Here is a 19,060-nt window from a genome sequence, read left to right as displayed (position 1 = left end):
TTTGATTGAGATATATAAGATGGTAAGTGAGACGGGAGTGATAATGTTTGGCAGCAACAATATCGGGAATTGTATTTAATGATTTAAATCACAATGGTCAATTTGATCCTGGAGAGCCAGGAATACCTAATGTTTTTGTTGTTTTATTTAGCAGTACGGCAGCAACATGTATAACTACCCAAACAGATATAAATGGAAATTATAGTTTTACTGTCACTGCGGCAGGAACTTATACTGTATATGAACCTGTCGCTAATCCAGGTGATACTTGCCCACCTACAAATTTCACTCAACCTGATGGATTTACTATGTCAAATGGACCGAGAAAACTAACAATTACAGTTACCGCAGCTCAAATTAATAATGGTGCAACAATTGCGAATCAAAATTTTAGCCACGATACTGTTAATAATCCTTTAGATTGTACGACAACTATGATTCAGTTTGCAGGTACCCCATCTATTTGGTATAACATCAATGTTGTCACTGGTATAACATCAATGTTGTCACTGGTGCAACATTGATTCAAGGAACGGTAAATCCCCCTGTAAATATAAATGCTATTGCATATAATACTTTGGATAATTATATTTATGGATATGATCAATTAAATAATAACATTGTACGTGTAGATAACAATGGAAATGTAACAGCTCTATTTCCTCTACCGACAGGATTACCTGTGGATAATTATAACGTTGGAGCTTTTGATCTTAATGGATTTCTATATATTTCTGTAAATGATATTGCAAGATTCTATGTAATTGATTTGCGTCCAAATTCTGCAACATTTATGAAACTAGTTAATCCAGCGACTGGATATACAGAACAAACTAGTAATTTTGGCGTTGGTTTAAGTACAACACTAAACGTAAGTGATTGGGTATATAATCCGTCAGATAATTTTTTATACGGCATAGCACCTACCGGTATCGCTATAAGGGTAAGCCCCACGACAGGACAAATTACAAATTTAACGACAACACCTCATAATACGGGACCTTTTGGGGCAATTGCGTTGGACTCGAATGGTATAATCTATGCGATTGCTAATCCAACCGGTAATATATACCGATATATTATCGCTGGTAATACCGCAACCGCCGCATTATTTTCTAGCACCGTTACAACCTCATTTAATGATGCAACTATGTGTCTACTAGCTGAAATTAACGTAGATTTTGGTGACGCTCCAAATACTGCTCCGGGTAACGGACCAGATAATTATTCTACGTTACTAGCTAATAATGGACCACGTCACGGAATTGTAAATGAACTAGTATTAGGGACAAAAGTTACAGCGGAAACAGATGCTTATCAAAATCCCACAGCAACAGGTGACGATATTTCAAAAGGTATTCAAGATGACGGCTTAACGGTTCCTCTTGCTACACTTTCTGTTAGTGCTACTAGTTATTCGCTAAATGTAACCGTAACGAATGAAACAGGAAGTGATGCTAATTTATATGGATGGATTGATTTTAATGAGGATGGAATATTTCAAGGGAATGAGGGAGCGATTGTTCAAGTAGTGCCTTCAGTTGCAGGGACTCAAACCGTTATCTTGAACTTCACGGTACCACCGGGTGTAACATTAACTCCTGGTCACACTTTTGTAAGGCTTAGATTAACAACAGATAATCTTATTAATCAGAATGCTGGAACTCCAACATCAGTGGATACAAGGAGTGTAGGTCCTGCCTCTGACGGAGAAGTAGAAGATTATATTTTACAAGTGAATAATGTTGCTGATTTAATGGTGTTGAAAACGAATAGCCCAGTACCAGTACAGCCGGGACAGGAACTCACCTACACGATACAAGTAACGAATAATGGTCCTGATGCTGCTCAAGATGTTACGTTAACGGATGATATTCCATCTGAGATTTTAAATCCTGAGTATAGTTTAGATGGAGGAATTACTTTTCAGAGCTGGACAGGAAGTTTAAGTCTAGGAACTTTACCGACAGGTAGTTCCGTACAAATTATAATTCGAGGAACAGTTAGTCCTTCTGCTACGGGAATTATAGCGAATACTGCAACTGTTAGTAGTACAACATTCGATCCAGATTTGAGCAATAACACTGATACCTCTTTTGCTCCTATTAGTTTCTCGGCGGATATTTCTGTTGTTAAAACAGCAAGTCCGACACCTGTTGTAGCTGGTGAGCTACTCACTTATACAATAGTAGTTTCGAATGCAGGACCAAATGCAGCACAGAATGTAACGTTAACGGACGTTATACCAAGTGAAATTTTGAGTCCGGAATATTCAATAGACGGAGGGGTAACGTTTAATCCATGGCCTGGTACTCTTTCTCTAGGAACTTTGGCAAATGGTGCAACGGAAACGGTATTGATCCGAGGGACAGTAAGTACCGCTGCTACTGATTCTATCACAAACACAGCGACTGTAGATTCGACTACCCCAGACCCAGATCCAACGAATAACACCTCAACAGTTATTACTCCTGTTAATGCTTCAGCAGATGTTGCTATTATTAAAACGGCAAGTCCAAACCCAGTAAGCGGTGGAAACTTACTAACTTACACGCTTTTCATATCTAATTTGGGTCCATCAGATGCGCAGAATGTAATAGTAACAGACGCAGTGCCAAGTGTTGTTTTAAATCCGGAATATTCAACAGACGGAGGAGTAACGTTTAATCCGTGGCCTGGTACTCTTTCTTTAGGAACTTTAGTAAATGGTGCAACAGAAACGATTTTGATTCAAGGGACGGTAAGTACCTCTGCTACTGGAACTATTACAAACACAGCAACGGTAGAATCAACAACCCCTGACCCAGATCCAACGAATAACACTTCAACAGTTGTTACAACAGTAAGTGAATCGGCGGATATTTCAGTGGTGAAATTGGGGAATCCAAATCCGGTGATTGCGGGGCAGGTAATCACGTATACAATTGTAGTGTCAAATGCAGGTCCATCAGATGCGGAAAATGTAACGTTAACAGATGCTATACCAAGTGTTGTTTTAAATCCAGAATATTCGATAGATGGAGGAGTAACGTTTAATCCGTGGCCAGGTTCAATCAATTTAGGTACATTGGTAAATGGTACAGCAGAAACAGTGTTGATCCGAGGAACGGTAAGTGCTAATGTAACTGGATCGATAATAAACACAGCAACGGTAGATTCAACAACACCAGACCCGGACTTAACGAATAACACCTCAACTTTCGAAACACCAGTTGAAGCTTTAGCGGATATTTCAGTGGTGAAAACAGGAAGTCCAAATCCAGTACTTGCAGGAAATGTGCTGACCTACACAATTGTAGTATCGAATGCGGGACCATCAGATGCAGAAAATGTAATGCTCATAGATAAGGTGCCGAATAAGATTTTGAATCCGGAATATTCGACAGACGGAGGAGTAACGTTTAATCCATGGCCGGGTTCAATCAATTTAGGTACACTAGCAAATGGGGCTTCACAAACAATTATACTAAGGGGAACGGTAAATCCTTCGGCAACGGGATTAATTACGAACACAGCCGTAGTTAATAGTACGACGCCGGATCCAGATCCAACAAACAATATTTCTACGGAGTTTAGCGCGATAAATACGTCAGCAGATATTTCAGTAGTAAAGACAGCGAATCCGAGTCCAGTACTTGCAGGAGGGATATTAACTTATACTGTAGTAGTGTCAAATGCAGGGCCAAATGATGCATTGAATGTTACGGTGATGGATGCTATACCAAGTGAACTTTTAAATCCGGAATATTCAACAGACGGAGGAATAACGTTTAATCCGTGGCCCGGTTCTATTAATATAGGTACGCTAGCAAATGGGGCTTCACAAACAATTATACTAAGGGGAACGGTAAATCCTTTGGCTACGGGGTTAATTACGAACTCAGTAACTGTAGATTCAACGACCCCAGACCCAGATCCGGACAATAACACCTCAACGATCGTTACGCCGGTGAATACTGAAGCGGATATTTCTGTGACGAAGTTAGCTAATCCATCACCTGCGATTGCTGGTGAATTACTAACTTATAGTGTAGTAGTATCAAATGCAGGCCCAAATGATGCGTTGAATGTAACGTTAACGGATGCTATACCAAGTGTGGTATTAAATCCGGAATATTCAATAGACGGAGGAGTAACGTTTAATCCATGGCCGGGTTCTATTAATATAGGTACGCTAGCAAATGGGGCTTCAATTACTTTCTTAATTCGAGGAACGGTAAGTGCCTCTGCTACGGAAACAATTAGAAACACCGCAACCGTAGATTCAACGACCCCGGATCCAGATCAAACGAATAACACAACAACGATTGATACGCCTGTGAATGCATTAGCAGATATTTCAGTGGTGAAAACAGGAAACCCGAACCCAGTAAACGCAGGTGAGATACTCACTTATACTTTAGTTGTCTCGAATTTAGGGCCGTCAGATGCAGAAGCTGTTACAGTGATAGATGCTGTATCAAGAAAAATTTCAAATCCAGAATTTTCAACAGATGGAGGGGTAACGTTTAGTCCATGGCCTGGTACTACGAATATAGGTACATTGCCAAATGGCTCTTCCGTAACGATCTTAATTCGGGGAACAGTAAAATCATCAGTTACTGGTTTCATTAGGAATACGGCAGTAGTCAGCTCGCCGACACCAGATCCAAATTTAGCAAATAACAGATCAACTATTGTTACACCAGTAACTGAGTCAGCGGATATTTCAGTAGTGAAAATAGGTCGTCCGAATCCAGTGAATGCGGGAGAGATACTCACTTATAGGTTGGTTGTAGCAAATGCAGGACCATCCGATGCTCAAAATGTTACACTCACAGATACAGTACCGAGCGAGATTTTGAATCCGGAATATTCAGTAGATGGAGGGAATACGTTCAATCCATGGCTTGGTTCTATTGTATTAGGAACATTAGCTAGCGGGTCATCAGTGACTGTCTTTATTCGAGGAATGGTAAGTTCCTCTGCTAGGGGAATCATTAGAAACACCGCAACCGTAAGTTCAACAACACCAGATCCAGATCCAACGAATAACACCTCAACTACTATGACATTAGTGACTACTTCTGCTGATATTTCTGTTGTAAAAGTGGCAAGCACAGTGCCAGTGTCGGTAGGTCAGGTACTCACATATACGATATTAGTATCGAATGCTGGCCTGTCAGATGCGGCGGCTGTAACGGTAACTGATGCAGTACCGAGAGAACTTTCGAATGTAGAATTTTCAGTAGATGGAGGAATCACGTTTAATCCATGGCTTGGTACTACGAATATAGGTGACTTACCAAAAGGTGAAACATCAATCATTTTAATAAGAGGGATATTGACTTCTGCTGCTAACGGATTTATTACGAATACTGTAACCGTAAGCTCAACGACCCCAGATCCAAATCCTGACAACAATACATCTACCGTTGTTACGCCTGTAGGTGAATCAGCAGACGTTTCAATAATAAAAACAGTGAATGCAAACACAATACCTCCAGGTGGATTCCTAACTTACACATTATTTGTATCGAATGCCGGACCATCAAGTGCGCAGAATGTCGTTGTAACAGATACAATACCGAGTCAACTCAACAATGTGGAGTTCTCAGTAGATGGAGGAGTAACGTTTAGTCCGTGGACGGGGACACTAAATTTAGGAACATTGGCTAGTGGTGCCTTTGTTACTATAATTATTAGGGGGTTTGTAAGTCCGAATGCAATCGGGTTTATAATAAATACGGCTACTGTAAGTAGTGACACACCTGATCCAAACCCTTCTAATAATACGTCAACGGTTATAACACCAATAGTCCCCGAGGTTATACTAGTTCGACCGTGTTTCCCGCGGCATGATTGTATGAAGCACAAGCATAGAAAATGTAAATAATAATGTTAATGTGGATTAGTTTCACAAAATGGCACATTTGCAAAGCTCCAAAAGCGGAGTCTCTTCTGAGGCTTCGCTTTTGTTTATGTGACTTCTACTCGTTTTTTCGTCCTGGCAAACAACTTGTAATTTGATGACAATGTGATTCTACCAAACTTGAAAATTTTTAAAGAGATTTCGTATCTTTACGTAGGTATATATTTTCTTTAGAAAGCGGTGTTGATAAAATCATTACGAATTGGATATCCAAATATATGATGAAATGTAGACAGGAGAAAGAGCTTAATACGAAGCAATCTTATTTTTATAGAAATTACAATTTTTACATATTAAAATGATGATAGGGAATAGATGAATTCATTCACTTCGGAGGTAGTTACTTGAACATTAACGAGAAGGCAATTGAAATGTTTGAACAAAATGAATATGAGGAAGCGATGGAACTGTTTCAACAAGCAGTACATGAATCTAGAGGTGTACAATCTCTCAATAATCTTGCTTGGATGTACTTTTATGAGGAAGAGAATGATGGTAAAGCTCTTGAATTAATAAAAGAAGCTGTTAAGTTGAATCCTTCCTCATACTTTCCTTATAACATCTTAGGGGAAATTTACATGAAACAAGAAAAGTGCGAAGAAGCGAAAGATGCATTACAAAAATCTATTTCGATTCAACCATCCGATGAAGCATATCACAATGTAGCTGTAGCTCATTATAATCTTGGAGAGTTGGAAAAAGCTTCGGAATTTTTCTTGCGAGTTGCAGGGGATTCAGACATTATAATGTATAACTATGTAAAATGTTTAATTGATTTAGGGCGAAAAACAGAAGCGAAAGAGAAGTTGGATGCTTTTAACAGGAAATCTGATGACTTTGTAGGAGAAATTAATGTAGCAGATTTATATGTTGAGTTGAATTGCTATAAAGAAGCAATTGAATGGTTCGAAAAGGGATACAAAGAATACTGGAAAAGTCCCAATTGGATTGGTAGATTTGTTTATGCTCTATATAAAGCTAATAATTTCTCCCGTATAAATGAAGTTATACGGGAATCTATCGAAGCGAAGACAGTAGAAATAGAAGATGTTCAGAATGAAGAAGTAGAAGAAAATTGGACAGAAAACGATAAGAAAGAGTTAATTGAGGAATATATAGAAGAGAATAATTGTTATAAAAAAATGATAGAACATATCAAATCTGGATATGTTCCAGGGTTAGAATTTGAAACGGACTATATAGGGGCTTGCTATTTATTTGGTTGTAAAAGACATAATCATTTTGAATATGAAAAATAAAAAGATTCGACTGTCAAACATGATGGTCGAATTTTTTTATTATAGGCTGCTTGTCTAAAGGTACCATCACAATTGTAATGTGTTAAAGATGTTTCGTCTCATTACATAGGTATATATCCTCTTTAGAGATCCCTTTTTTAATATTTAAAATATGTAGTGAAATAAAACCAATAAGTCCTATTCCGCCGAAAATAAGCCATGGTGTATACATGCCGTTTAAGTTGGATGTAAAAGATGTACCGGTATAATTACCGATGATAAAACCAAATGCGAGTGATAGTTGATAGAATCCGAAGTAAGTAGCTGTATATGATTCGTTACTGTAATTTGCAATAGCGATATCAACGTTAGGTAATACGAGTGTTTCACCGATTGTAAATAAAATTACACAAATGAATAGCCAATATGGGTGTTGAAATAAAGGAATGAGTAAAAAGGAAATACTCATTAATAAAACACCGTATTTAATAATTGAAAGTGTGTTGTATTTGTGAAATAGTTTTCGGAATAACACCATAAATATGACGCCTGTTATTGCATTCATCGTAATAACTAGTGTAGCAAGCTGGTTGCTATTACTAATGTTTTTCATATGAAGTGGAAGTGCGACGGTAAGCTGAGTAAACATAATATAGAAGAAAATCATAATAAATGAAAACAAAAGGAAAGATTTGTTTTGTAAGATAGCCTGTAGCCCTAATGTAATAGACGTGTTTTCAGTAGTGACTTGGAAGTGATTTTTAAGTAAGTAAAAGATAAAAGCGAATAACAGCATAAGAGATCCTGTTAGAGAAAAAGCATAGATTGGATCGAGTAAGAGTAAGAACCCTCCTGCAATTGGTCCGATTATTGCTCCGCAATTAAAACTAAGGTTTAAATATGTAAATAAATTTTTTCTCATATGAGCTGGTTGTGAGCCGAATATGGCGCGAGCAGCAGGTTCGTAAAATGCAGTTCCGAAGCCAATAAGTGCAGAAGAAATAGAAATTGTATAGAAATCAGAGCATATTCCTAAAGCGATAAATCCGATTCCTCTTAAAAATAATCCGGCTATCATCATAATGATATAGCCTATTTTGTCAGCAATTAATCCTGAGAATAATGGGATAACTCGTGATGTGATTGTCATAACCGTCAACACTGTTCCTACTTGAACAGCAGAAAAATGAAGAAAGCTTAATAGATAAATAGCTAAAAATGCGTATACTGCAAAATACCCAAAAGACATAAAAAATGAAGAAATAAGCATGAAACGTATCGGCATTGAGAAACTTTTCATAGAACTCCCCTTAATATTGTAACCAGTAAAATAATTTAACGGTTAACTATTTTATATTATAATTATACATAAAGTCAGAAAAAAGTAAATTTTAAGAAGAAGGTGGATGGAATTGAATCAAAATGCACCAAATGAATTAGAATATATTCGAGAATTTTTAAATACATGGAAAATACCAAATGATACGAGAGAACCAATTGATATGCTGCAAACAGAAGAGGATATAAAGCTCTTTATGGAGGAATATTTTCATGAAGAGGTTCCATTTCATACGATAAAGGAATTAAAAAGTTTTCGAGAAGATATTCGGGTTGCAATTGAAGGCGGAGAATCATTGCAAAAGTGGTTAGAGAAATACCCATTTCATGTACATGTAAAGGAAGATATGAAAGGTATTACATATGAGCCTGTGCACGAAGAGAATGTATATACAAAAGTATTAAGCATTGTTTTAATGGCGATTCAAGAAAATTTGTGGGGAAGGTTAAAAGCATGCCCAGATTGTCGCTGGGTATTTTATGATCATTCGCGAAATGGAAGTAAAAGATGGTGCGGTATGTATGCTGGAGAAGCAGGAGGAAGAGCGTGCGGTACGATTGCGAAAGTGAAAAATTACCGAGCGAAGAGAAAAGGGAGATCGGGGTATAATGTGTAATTTATAGTAGGGAAAGAAAATGGGATGGGGGAATGTAGAATATGAAAGGTACACAAATGTTAGCTTTAAATAAAAAGTGTTGGGATACAGTTGCACCTTATTTCTTTCAAGTGGATTGTTTACCTAAATATGGCCCGTATACAGCGTCTGAAGATGAGATTCATTTGTTCGATTCAATAAGAAATAAAAAGGTTCTTGATATTGGATGTGGAAGTGGGCATTCGTTGCAATATATGGCAGAACATGGGGCAGAGGAAGTATGGGGTCTTGATCTTTCAAGTGAACAAATTAAAACAGCGAATGAAACGTTAAAGTGTTGGAATCCAAAGTTAATATGCGGAGCAATGGAAGAAGAAGGAGATATTCCGAAAGGGTATTTTGATATTGTATACTCCATTTATGCATTAGGTTGGACTTCGAATTTACGAAAAACGTTGGAACTGATTTATTCATATGTAAAGCCAGGAGGAAGTTTTATTTTTAGCTGGGAGCATCCAGTGTATTCAAATTTACAGTATGGTACAGAGGAAATTACCTTTAAGTCTTCTTATCATGAAGAAACTCCTATTACGTTTGAAACATTTAAAGGGGAAAATGTACAAGCGACATTATATAAGAGAAAAATAAGTACATACATAAATGAGTTAAATAGAGCGGGATTTACAATTGAGAGAATAGAAGAGCCGGAACCATCTTGTGTATTTGATGAAGAAATAGCTGAACCTTCTACGAAATATTATTCTTTATATAAAGCTAGAATGGTGCCGACTACCTTTATTATTAAGGCGAGAAAGTAGGTAGTGTTATTTAAAGGAGGAGGAAAATGGTCCATGTTAGTATGGTGAAGATTGGAGAAGTACAATCTTCTATAGACGAGAAAGTGTATCATAATTGGGGAAGTGTTATTTCAAACATCAAAATATATCCAGAGTATATTGGAGGATTAGCAGGTCTTGAGGATTATTCTCATGCAATTGTTATTTTTTATATGAATGATTTTCAGGAAGAAAATAAACAGTCGTGGGCTAGAAAGCCAAGGGGATTAAGTGATTTTGATGAAAAGGGATGTTTTGCTCAGCGGACAAAGCATCGTCCAAACCCTATTGGAATTACTACTGTTGAAATATTGTCGATTGAAAATAACGTTATGACTGTGCAAGGATTAGACGCTAATGATCGAACGGCTATTTTAGATATAAAACCATATATTGCTGTTTTTGATACAAGAGAAAATGCTCGTGTGCCAGATTGGATGAATAAGTTAATGGAAAATTATTTTTAATAGTAATACAAAAAGCTTTGCGATTATGAATCGCAAAGCTTTTTGTATTAAATTATATTGTACGTATGGTTTCCTTATCTTTTCGGTTGGAAAATATGCTGAAAGAAGTATTTGTGATGTAAGTTATCTATAACTTTATTTGCTTGATATGTGCGGTGTTGTTCTAGTCGAAGTCTTTGCTCCATCATTTTTATTGCGTGATCTGATAAACGTAACATTATACATTTCTCCTTTTCTATAAATATAGGTTTTTAATTGATATCGTTCCCATATTTATAACTAAGGAGGTACACTGTGTAACATAGGCAAAAAGCACCTTCCTCTCCCATTGCGCTTACGAGGTTAGCTGTCGGACTCGGGAAGTGAGAGTTTCCCTACTTAAAAAAGATTCGCCCCAAGTAGCATAGCTACAAAAATGGTTCCCCCGCTCCAAAATTTGGACTCAGCAAAAGGTTTTATAAAGTAAAAGATAACATAAAGAGATGAACAAGTCAAATTATTTTGTGTTTTCTGTCTTTTTTAATTGCGTAAGAATCATACCGTCAGGAAGTATTGTATCTGATACTGTAATGAATCCGTGTTTTTTATATAATGTAATAGCAGGGGTATTCGCTTTACCTGTGTGTACAATGTATGTCATTGAAGAAGGGAACATGCTAAAAATATAAAGTAGCAGTTTCGTTGCGATTCCTTTTTTTAAAAAATCGGGCGATACAACGAGTCGGTGAATATCAATTGAATTTTCTTCTTGTATAAAAGAAATAAAGCCGACAAGTTTATTTGCAGAAAAATATCCATAGAATGTTTCGTCACAACTTTGAATATCGTTTACAGTATCATATAAACGGGGTATTGCAGTATTGTTTAAATAGACTGCTTCAACTTTATAGGCTGGGATTTGAACTTGTAATATGGATGATGCTACCTCAAAAGAACTGGCATGTAATTTGTGAATCATAGATCAGGAAACCTCCTTTATATATGGTATATTAATATAATTCCTTTTGGCTAAGTTTGACAATGTTTTTCTTTTTTGCATATAATATATGTATCTCCATACATATATGATTCTAAGCTATATTTCTATAGTAGAATATATTTAGTGTAAATGAATTTATAATCTCATATAAGAGTTTTGTTACTCTTATGTTTGATCATACAAACTATAATAGAAATGGAGGACTAAAGATGGGATGGATTATCACATTAATAGTTGGTGCTATTATAGGTGCAATTGCTAGTTCTATAACGGGTAAAAATTTTCCAGGTGGTATGTTCGGAAATATTATCGCAGGTTTATTAGGTGCTTCGTTAGGTGGTAGATTATTTGGATCTTTTGGACCATCATTTGGTGGGATTCATGTCGTGCCAGCATTATTAGGTGCAATTGTATTAATTCTTATTGTATCATTTGTAGTGAAAGCTGCAAGGAAATAAAGATATAGATCATGATGAAAAGCCCTGAATAAGGGCTTTTCATCATTCGAAGAGGTGGTTTAGTTGGAAAAAGTAAATATAAGAAAAAGAGATAAGTTGAAAAAGTTTTTTAGAGAACAAAATTATTTAGCGGTGCTACTTGGGTTTGCATTATTGTTTATCAACATATTATTGCTAACGAAAATTTCTTTTGTTTTTACTCCGTTTATCGTCTTTTTAAAAACAATTTTCTTCCCGGTATTATTGGCGGGAGTGCTATTTTATATTTTACATCCATTCGTTTCCCTTTTAGAAAAGAAAGGTGTTTCACGAATCGTATCAATAGCTTCTATATATATAATAGTACTAGGATTATTTGTATTTTTAGTTGTAACGGTAATCCCGATCATTAAAGATCAAATCGATGCATTAATAGATAACTTACCGTATTTCGGTCATGAAATTGAACGAGCAGCACGTAGATTCGGAGAAAGTAATTTACTAGGCAAAATTCAAGAGAATTTAAATATTGATGTAGCGAGTATGGTAAAAGACTACACAGTTGATTTTACGAAGTCGTTATCATCAGTAACAGGAAATGTAACTGGATTTTTAAGTACTGTTACAGAGGTCGTTTTAACGTTTGTAATGGTTCCGTTTATATTGTTCTATCTTTTAAAAGATGGTGAGCAATTACCGAATCACTTTTTAAAGTTTATTTCAGAGCAAAGACAACCAGCAGCGATGAGAATACTAGATGATATGCATTATGCGATTAGCTCGTATATTAGAGGGCAAATTATTGTTAGCTTGTTTATCGGTATTATGCTATTAATCGGTTATCTTATTATTGGTATTAAATATGCGGTACTACTCGCTATTTTGGCAATGATTGTAAATATCGTTCCGTACGTAGGACCAATCATTGCAATTACACCAGCTTTAATTATCGCATTTATCGACTCGCCATCAATGGTGTTAAAAGTAATTATCGTTATGATGATTGTACAATTAGCAGAAGGTAAATTTATTTCTCCGCAAGTCATGGGGAAAAAGCTAGACATTCACCCGATTACTATCATTTTTATTATTTTAACTGCCGGAAATTTATTTGGAATTATGGGGATTATTTTAGCAATTCCAGGATATGCGATATTAAAAGTGTTAGTAACGCATGGGTATAGATTTGTTAAGTTGAATACGTGAAAAAAGAGCTAAAACAGATAAAACTGTTTTAGCTCTTTTTCATTAACAATTGATTTGCGTATTGGCGTGCCCATTGATCAGCTTCTAAGATAGCATCGAGTGAAGGATCTTTTACGTTATGATGAGCTTCAATTGTATTGTAAATTGTTTTTTCGATATCGAAAAATGCAATTTCATTTTTAAGAAATAGTGCATTTGCAATTTCGTTCGCTGCATTTAATACGGCTGGAGTTGTACCACCAATTTTTCCACATTCAAATGCATATTGTAGACAGGGGAACTTCTCTAAATTTGGTTTTTCAAAATGCAAACTACCAATTTCTAATAAATTTAATTTTTCATAGGATGAAGGTAGTCGAGTAGGGTAGTGAAACGCATATTGAATCGGCATTCTCATATCAGGAGCACCGAGCTGTGCCATGACTGATCCATCAATAAATTCCACTAAAGAGTGAATGATACTTTCTTTATGAATCATAACATCAATTTTTTCATAAGGAATATCGAATAGCCACTTAGCTTCCATCACTTCAAACCCTTTATTCATTAACGTGGCAGAATCTATCGTTAGTTTTGCGCCCATTAACCAGTTTGGGTGTTTTAAAGCATCCTTGGCTTGTAATGTTTTCATTTCTTCACGTGTTTTATCACGAAAAGCGCCGCCAGAAGCTGTAACAATTAATTTTTCGATTTCCTTATTATTTTCCCCATTTAAACATTGGAAAATAGCTGAATGTTCACTATCAACTGGAATTAGGCGGCATCCGTTTTGTTTCGCTAGTTCGGTGACGATATGCCCAGCCGCAACTAAAGTTTCTTTGTTAGCGATAGCGATATCTTTCTTCGCCTTTAGTGCTTCAATTGTTGGGAGTAAACCTGAAACACCGACAACTGAACTTAATACAAGATTTGTATCAGGATGGGTAGATACTTCAATTAAACCATCAGTTCCATATGTAATTTTTGTATTTGTTGAAATACGAGAACGTAATGTGTCCGCTAATTCTTTTGTCGCTACGCTTACAATACGAGGCTGAAAAGATTCGATTTGTTTTTCGAGAAGATCGATATTATAATTTGCGGTTAAACCGACGATTTTAAAATGTTCAGGATGAGCGGAAACGACATCTAATGCAGATGTGCCAATGGATCCTGTTGAACCTAAAATGGATATATATTTTACCATGAAAAAACCTCCAAAGTTGTTTCGAGTATTTCTGCAAACCTATATATTATTAGACAATTAAGGTAGAAATTCCTGCTATATAAAACAGAAAATTAGGGTTTAATTGGAAAGGGAATGTGATAAACTGTAAAAAATAACTAAAAAGCAATGAAAGAGAAGAGTACATATTCGAAACTTTTCAGAGAGCTGATGTGTGGTGGAAATCAGTAAGGGATGAATATGGAATGGGCTCTGGAGCTTCTCACTGAAATGAGTAGGTAAAGACGGTTACTTCACGTTATCGAAGTATGAAGTGAGCTAATGATAGCTAATTAAGGTGGTACCGCGGGAGTCTCTCGTCCTTTTTATAGGATGAGGGGTTCTTTTTATTTTTATGTTGAGGAAGGAGGAGTTAGTGTGAGTGAAAAAATAATGTTAACAGGAATTAAGCCGACAGGTTATCCGCATTTAGGAAATTATATTGGTGCAATTAAACCAGCATTACAAATGTCAAAAAATAATGAAGGAAAAGCATTATATTTTATAGCTGACTATCATGCGTTAAATGCTGTGCATGATCCGAGTCAGTTTAGTAGTTATACGAAAGAGGTAGCAGCTACTTGGTTATCACTTGGACTTGGTGAAGAAGTTATTTTTTACAGACAAACAGAAGTGCCGGAGATTTTAGAATTAGCTTGGATATTAGCTTGCCTAACTCCGAAAGGTCTTATGAATCGTGCTCATGCGTATAAAGCGAAGGTGGAGCAAAATAAAGAAGCGGGTTTAGAGGTAGATGCGGGAGTGAATTTGGGGTTATATACGTACCCGATTTTAATGGCAGCTGACATATTACTATTTCAAGCTACTCATGTACCAGTTGGAAAAGACCAAATTCAGCATATTGAAATTGCGCGTGATATTGCGACGTATTTTAATCATACATTTGGCATGACATTTACGCTTCCGGAGTATGTCATACAAGAAGAGGGTGCCATTTTACCTGGCCTTGATGGAAGAAAGATGAGTAAAAGTTACGGAAATGTAATCCCATTATTTGCAGAACAAGAAAAACTACGAAAATTAATTTTTAAAATCAAAACAGATTCTTCACTTCCGAATGAAACGAAAGAGCTAGAAACGTTATTTACAATTTATAAAGAATTTGCGACAGAAGATGAAATTCAGTCGATGCGTGAAAAGTATGAGATCGGCATTGGATGGGGCGATGTGAAAAAAGAATTATTCCGTGTTGTTGACCGTGAATTAGCAGGTCCTCGGGAAAAATACGAAATGTATATGAATGAGCCGCATTTATTATATGAAGCGTTAGAGAGAGGTGCTGAGAGGGCACGAGCTATCGCGAAGGTGAATTTAGCGGAAATTAAAAAACGAATTGGATTTGAGAGGGAACGTTAAGCGTTCCCTTGTTTTTTTATAAAAAAATCGAACGGAATTTCAATTTGTTACCAATATAGAGTGAGGGAGGGATAAAGATGGTTACAATTCTCGAATTAAAAATGTTGCTAGTTCAAATGGGAACAGAAATTGTGCCACCTAGTAATTTAAAAGAAAAAATTTTAATGCAAGTTAATCTGATGGAGGAAGTAACATTTAATCATGTTGAGGTGAATAAAGATGAGTGAAATTGTGTTAGCAGTTCAAGGGTTAAGTAAGACTTATGAGAGTGTAGATACAAATGTTAGAGCCTTACAAAATGTATCTTTGGAGTTAAATAAAGGGGAGCTCCTTGCCGTGATGGGAACAAGTGGGTCTGGGAAGAGTACATTACTTAACATACTTGGTGCTTTAGACAAGCCTGATGAGGGTGTTGTATATGTAAATGGTGAAGTGCCTAACAATATGTTTGTTGAACCATATGCGACGGAGTACAGACGGGATAACATAGGATTTATTTTTCAGTCATTCCATTTATTAAAGGATTTATCTGTAGAAGAAAATATTGCATTACCCCTCATATTATCAGCCGATTCAGAAGAGGAGATACGAGAAAAAACAAATAAAATATTAGATGTTCTTGGTTTAGTAAATTGGAGAAATCATCGACCAGCTCAACTTTCTGGGGGACAACAACAACGTGTTGCAATTGGTAGGGCATTAATAACATCTCCTCCAATTGTTCTTGCAGATGAGCCTACTGGAAATTTAGATTTCAATACGTCTAATGATATTTTACGAGTACTAGTTGATATGAAACAAAGATTTAATCAAAGTATGATTCTTGTTACTCATGATCCTCATATCGCTACGTATGCAGATCGGGTTCTCTTCTTTCATAATGGAGAAGTTGTTGATGATTATACGTGTTCTCATGGAGTAAATGATATGAATATTATTTTAGATAAATTTAAAAAATTAATGGAGAAATCAAAATGATAAAATCAGTACGGGGATTAAGTTTACGCTTTTTTAAGACGAATAAATTTACTGCTATTTCCTCTATAGTTAGTGTTATGTTGGCTGTTTCTCTAATTGTTACGATGATTGTATTTTCGAATCATGCGAAACAGTCTGTTATAAATGAAGTTAAAAATTTATATGGAGATATGGACTTATCTGTTGGATATAACCCTGATCAAAATAAATTGATGGATAAATCTTTACTAAAAAATATTAWGGAACAAGAAAATATTGAATACATGTCAAAAGTATTAGTAAATCATTTGCAAGTGAATAAATTGAATACAGCTATTTATTCAGTAGGTGTTCAAAATGATTCGTTATCTAAAAGTCGATATCACTTCTCTAAAAATCTATCAAATGAGGAAGTAACATTAAATGATGGATTAGCCGAAACTTTACAAGTAGAAGTTGGGGAAAGGATTGAAATAGAAAATAAATCCTATGTAGTAAAAGAAGTGTTACCTGATATAGAAGCTGGAGGTTCAGCTCCGGATATACTTGTTTTATCAGAAGGTGCAGTGAAACAGCACGTATATGAAAAAACAGGTAAACACAATGAGGCTACTTATGTGTTGATAAAAGCAAAAGAGAATGCCGATGTATTAGCATTGTCTAGTCAAATTCATAAAATAGACAAAGAATTAAGAATCGATATTGCGGAGGAAGATGAGTTTTTAAAAAGTAACTTAGCGTCATTACATATTTTTATAGTTATTGTATCTGTATTAATACTTATTATTACATCGTTATTATTAATGTCTAATTTTGAAGTGTTTTTATATAAATATAAAAACCAATTTGCTATTATGCGATCAATGGGAGCAACAACGAAACAAATGTTTAAAGTTATATTTATTCAATGTAGTGTAATTAATTTCTTTGGTGGAATATTTGGTTTGTTACTAGCTGTAATAAGTAACCGTTTTTTACAAAGTTGGCTAGAACAGTTATTTGCTTTTCAAATTAATTCGATGAGTTTTGACTATAAAATAGCGATTGTAACAATGATTTGTAGTATCTTTTTTATTGAACTGTTTATGTTATATCCTTCATACAGAAGTTCGAAAATATTACCAGTAAAGCTTATGCGCGAAAATGAAGAATCCGACTTTTCTAATGAAAAAACACGCAGTATGATGGGGAAAGTCCTTTTAATTAGTAGTATATTTTTAACTGTTTTTGGTGGCTTTGTAGCAAATACAGGAGACACGCAGGCGATAGTGATAGTAATTGGATCTATATTTCTCGTTTTAGGATTGTATGTTTTATTTCCTATTTATCTTTCTTCGATATTAGAATTATGTCTACCTATGATGAAAAAAATATTTGGAAGGAATACATTTGTTGCTATTAAAAATGTAATTCCGCAAGTAAGGAAAAATACATTTGTTATCTTAATGATAAGTACAATGATGGTGATAGTTGTCTTCGGCTCCACTATATTTAAAACGATGCAAAAAAATAATGAAAGATATTTAAAACGAGAATTTCCAACACATATTGTTGTGGAAAATCGTTTGACTAATGATTCAACCATTACCTTACCTCATATACAAAATATATTTAAAGAAATAGGTAGTGTAAAAGGAGCTAGTACAATTAGTACGAACTCACTGGCAGAATTAAAACAAGGTAAAAATTATATTACTTTTGACTATAATTTAGGTGATTTAAAGGAAATGGAAAAGCAAGGATTACTGCCAGAAGTACCTGCCAATTTGGAGAATAGTATAATTGTTACAAAAAAGTTAGCGGAGCGGTATAAACTTCATGTAGGTGATATCGTTCAATTGGGTCTATTTTCAGAACAGGAACAAAAAGTTAGACCGACTAGTAAGGTAGAAATCGGATTAATTGTTAATGAGCTACCGAATTCTCCTTCAGTACTTATGGATTGGAGTAATGTAACATATAAACAAGATTATACAGTTTTTGAGCGTGCATTTATTAGTTCAAATAATGAGAGGGAGACGTTGGAGCAATTAAAGAAATTGAAAGGGCAATATCCACAATTAAAAATAAGTAGTTATACTCAATCGTTAAAACAATCTAATTTAATGTTTCAGCAAAGGTGGTCCATCTTTATCGTTGTTATTGTAGTAATTTTGTTTACTGTAACATTAGGGGTATGTAATACACTTATAAATAATATTCAATCTAAAAGACAAGAGTTTGCTATTTTACGAGCAATAACAGTTAAGAAAAAAGGGATTGTACAAGTTATTTTGACGCAAGTTAATTTATATGTACTTATTGGGATTATACTAGGGGCTGTTATAGGCATATTATTAACCTACATGGTAAGTATAATAGATCGTACACCTTTATTTTTTGATTTCAAACTTATTGTAACGGTAATAGCGGGGATGTTCGGAATAGTCCTTATTATTTTTATACCTTTTGCTAATAGAATAGGAAAAAGGGATATTGTTCAAGAGTTAAATAGGGATAATAAATAAAAATATA

Annotated in this window: 16 protein-coding genes, 1 riboswitch and 1 other annotated feature; of the genes, 12 read left to right on the top strand and 4 right to left on the bottom strand. The window is 35.3% G+C overall.

The window, feature by feature from the left end; all coding sequences use genetic code 11:
- The first annotated feature begins 47 nt into the window (after positions 1-47).
- The 3 genes from AC1DKZ_RS24890 to AC1DKZ_RS24880 all read left to right on the top strand — a co-directional run bounded on the left by AC1DKZ_RS24890 (position 48) and on the right by AC1DKZ_RS24880 (position 7,170).
- Positions 48-524, top strand: coding sequence for an SdrD B-like domain-containing protein (locus AC1DKZ_RS24890; protein WP_476997262.1), 477 nt, complete (start codon positions 48-50; stop codon positions 522-524).
- Positions 521-5,875: a DUF7507 domain-containing protein gene (locus AC1DKZ_RS24885; RefSeq protein WP_476997261.1), complete on the top strand. Its 5,355-nt coding sequence runs from the start codon at positions 521-523 to the stop codon at positions 5,873-5,875. The genes AC1DKZ_RS24890 and AC1DKZ_RS24885 overlap by 4 nt, the downstream gene beginning before the upstream one ends.
- Positions 5,876-6,255: 380 nt before the next feature.
- Positions 6,256-7,170 (top strand): tetratricopeptide repeat protein, encoded by a 915-nt coding sequence (locus AC1DKZ_RS24880; RefSeq protein ID WP_476997260.1) that lies wholly within the window; start codon positions 6,256-6,258, stop codon positions 7,168-7,170.
- Positions 7,171-7,252: 82 nt separating this feature from the next.
- On the opposite strand, the gene AC1DKZ_RS24875 is transcribed toward AC1DKZ_RS24880, so the two are convergent.
- Complete coding sequence (locus AC1DKZ_RS24875) at positions 7,253-8,449, bottom strand: MDR family MFS transporter (RefSeq protein ID WP_476997259.1); 1,197 nt, start codon at positions 8,447-8,449, stop codon at positions 7,253-7,255.
- Positions 8,450-8,561: 112 nt separating this feature from the next.
- On the opposite strand from AC1DKZ_RS24875, the gene AC1DKZ_RS24870 reads away from it, so the two are divergent.
- From AC1DKZ_RS24870 to tsaA, 3 genes are read left to right on the top strand one after another with little or no spacing between them, the layout of a single operon-like run.
- Positions 8,562-9,104, top strand: coding sequence for a CGNR zinc finger domain-containing protein (locus tag AC1DKZ_RS24870; protein WP_476997258.1), 543 nt, complete (start codon positions 8,562-8,564; stop codon positions 9,102-9,104).
- 41 nt (positions 9,105-9,145) lie between these two features.
- Positions 9,146-9,901 (top strand): class I SAM-dependent methyltransferase, encoded by a 756-nt coding sequence (locus tag AC1DKZ_RS24865; RefSeq protein ID WP_016091815.1) that lies wholly within the window; start codon positions 9,146-9,148, stop codon positions 9,899-9,901.
- Positions 9,902-9,927: 26 nt separating this feature from the next.
- A complete protein-coding gene (gene tsaA / locus AC1DKZ_RS24860) occupies positions 9,928-10,386 on the top strand; it encodes a tRNA (N6-threonylcarbamoyladenosine(37)-N6)-methyltransferase TrmO (protein ID WP_016091814.1) in 459 nt (152 codons plus the stop codon).
- Positions 10,387-10,460: 74 nt separating this feature from the next.
- On the opposite strand, the gene AC1DKZ_RS24855 is transcribed toward tsaA, so the two are convergent.
- Positions 10,461-10,604, bottom strand: coding sequence for a hypothetical protein (locus AC1DKZ_RS24855; protein ID WP_002137343.1), 144 nt, complete (start codon positions 10,602-10,604; stop codon positions 10,461-10,463).
- Positions 10,605-10,701: 97 nt separating this feature from the next.
- Positions 10,702-10,844: riboswitch (cyclic di-AMP (ydaO/yuaA leader) on the bottom strand.
- Positions 10,845-10,882: 38 nt separating this feature from the next.
- Entirely contained in the window at positions 10,883-11,344 is a 462-nt protein-coding gene (locus AC1DKZ_RS24850) for a GNAT family N-acetyltransferase (protein ID WP_377865021.1), read from the bottom strand.
- Between the two features lie 230 nt (positions 11,345-11,574).
- Between AC1DKZ_RS24850 and AC1DKZ_RS24845 the strand changes: the two genes are divergently transcribed.
- Positions 11,575-11,823: a GlsB/YeaQ/YmgE family stress response membrane protein gene (locus tag AC1DKZ_RS24845; RefSeq protein WP_000539733.1), complete on the top strand. Its 249-nt coding sequence runs from the start codon at positions 11,575-11,577 to the stop codon at positions 11,821-11,823.
- 63 nt (positions 11,824-11,886) lie between these two features.
- A complete protein-coding gene (locus AC1DKZ_RS24840) occupies positions 11,887-13,008 on the top strand; it encodes an AI-2E family transporter (RefSeq protein WP_002137341.1) in 1,122 nt (373 codons plus the stop codon).
- 28 nt (positions 13,009-13,036) lie between these two features.
- Here AC1DKZ_RS24840 and AC1DKZ_RS24835 read toward each other — a convergent pair whose 3' ends face one another.
- On the bottom strand, positions 13,037-14,194 hold the full coding sequence (locus tag AC1DKZ_RS24835) for a 1-deoxy-D-xylulose-5-phosphate reductoisomerase (protein WP_000241776.1): 1,158 nt from the start codon (positions 14,192-14,194) through the stop codon (positions 13,037-13,039).
- A gap of 138 nt (positions 14,195-14,332) precedes the next feature.
- Positions 14,333-14,540, top strand: a binding site (T-box leader).
- A gap of 5 nt (positions 14,541-14,545) precedes the next feature.
- Between AC1DKZ_RS24835 and AC1DKZ_RS24830 the strand changes: the two genes are divergently transcribed.
- From AC1DKZ_RS24830 to AC1DKZ_RS24815, 4 genes are all read left to right on the top strand, one after another.
- Positions 14,546-15,589, top strand: coding sequence for a tryptophan--tRNA ligase (locus AC1DKZ_RS24830; RefSeq protein ID WP_431182716.1), 1,044 nt, complete (start codon positions 14,546-14,548; stop codon positions 15,587-15,589).
- 77 nt (positions 15,590-15,666) lie between these two features.
- Complete coding sequence (locus tag AC1DKZ_RS24825) at positions 15,667-15,816, top strand: hypothetical protein (protein ID WP_476997257.1); 150 nt, start codon at positions 15,667-15,669, stop codon at positions 15,814-15,816.
- Positions 15,809-16,567 (top strand): ABC transporter ATP-binding protein, encoded by a 759-nt coding sequence (locus AC1DKZ_RS24820; protein ID WP_476997256.1) that lies wholly within the window; start codon positions 15,809-15,811, stop codon positions 16,565-16,567. Before AC1DKZ_RS24825 ends, AC1DKZ_RS24820 begins: the two co-directional genes overlap by 8 nt.
- Positions 16,564-19,053: an FtsX-like permease family protein gene (locus AC1DKZ_RS24815; RefSeq protein WP_476997255.1), complete on the top strand. Its 2,490-nt coding sequence runs from the start codon at positions 16,564-16,566 to the stop codon at positions 19,051-19,053. Before AC1DKZ_RS24820 ends, AC1DKZ_RS24815 begins: the two co-directional genes overlap by 4 nt.
- Positions 19,054-19,060: the final 7 nt, after the last annotated feature.

This window comes from Bacillus sp. 05T21, from assembly GCF_056396785.1.
Note: the sequence above shows the minus strand (reverse complement) of the source record. Positions and strands in the feature narration are given on the sequence as shown.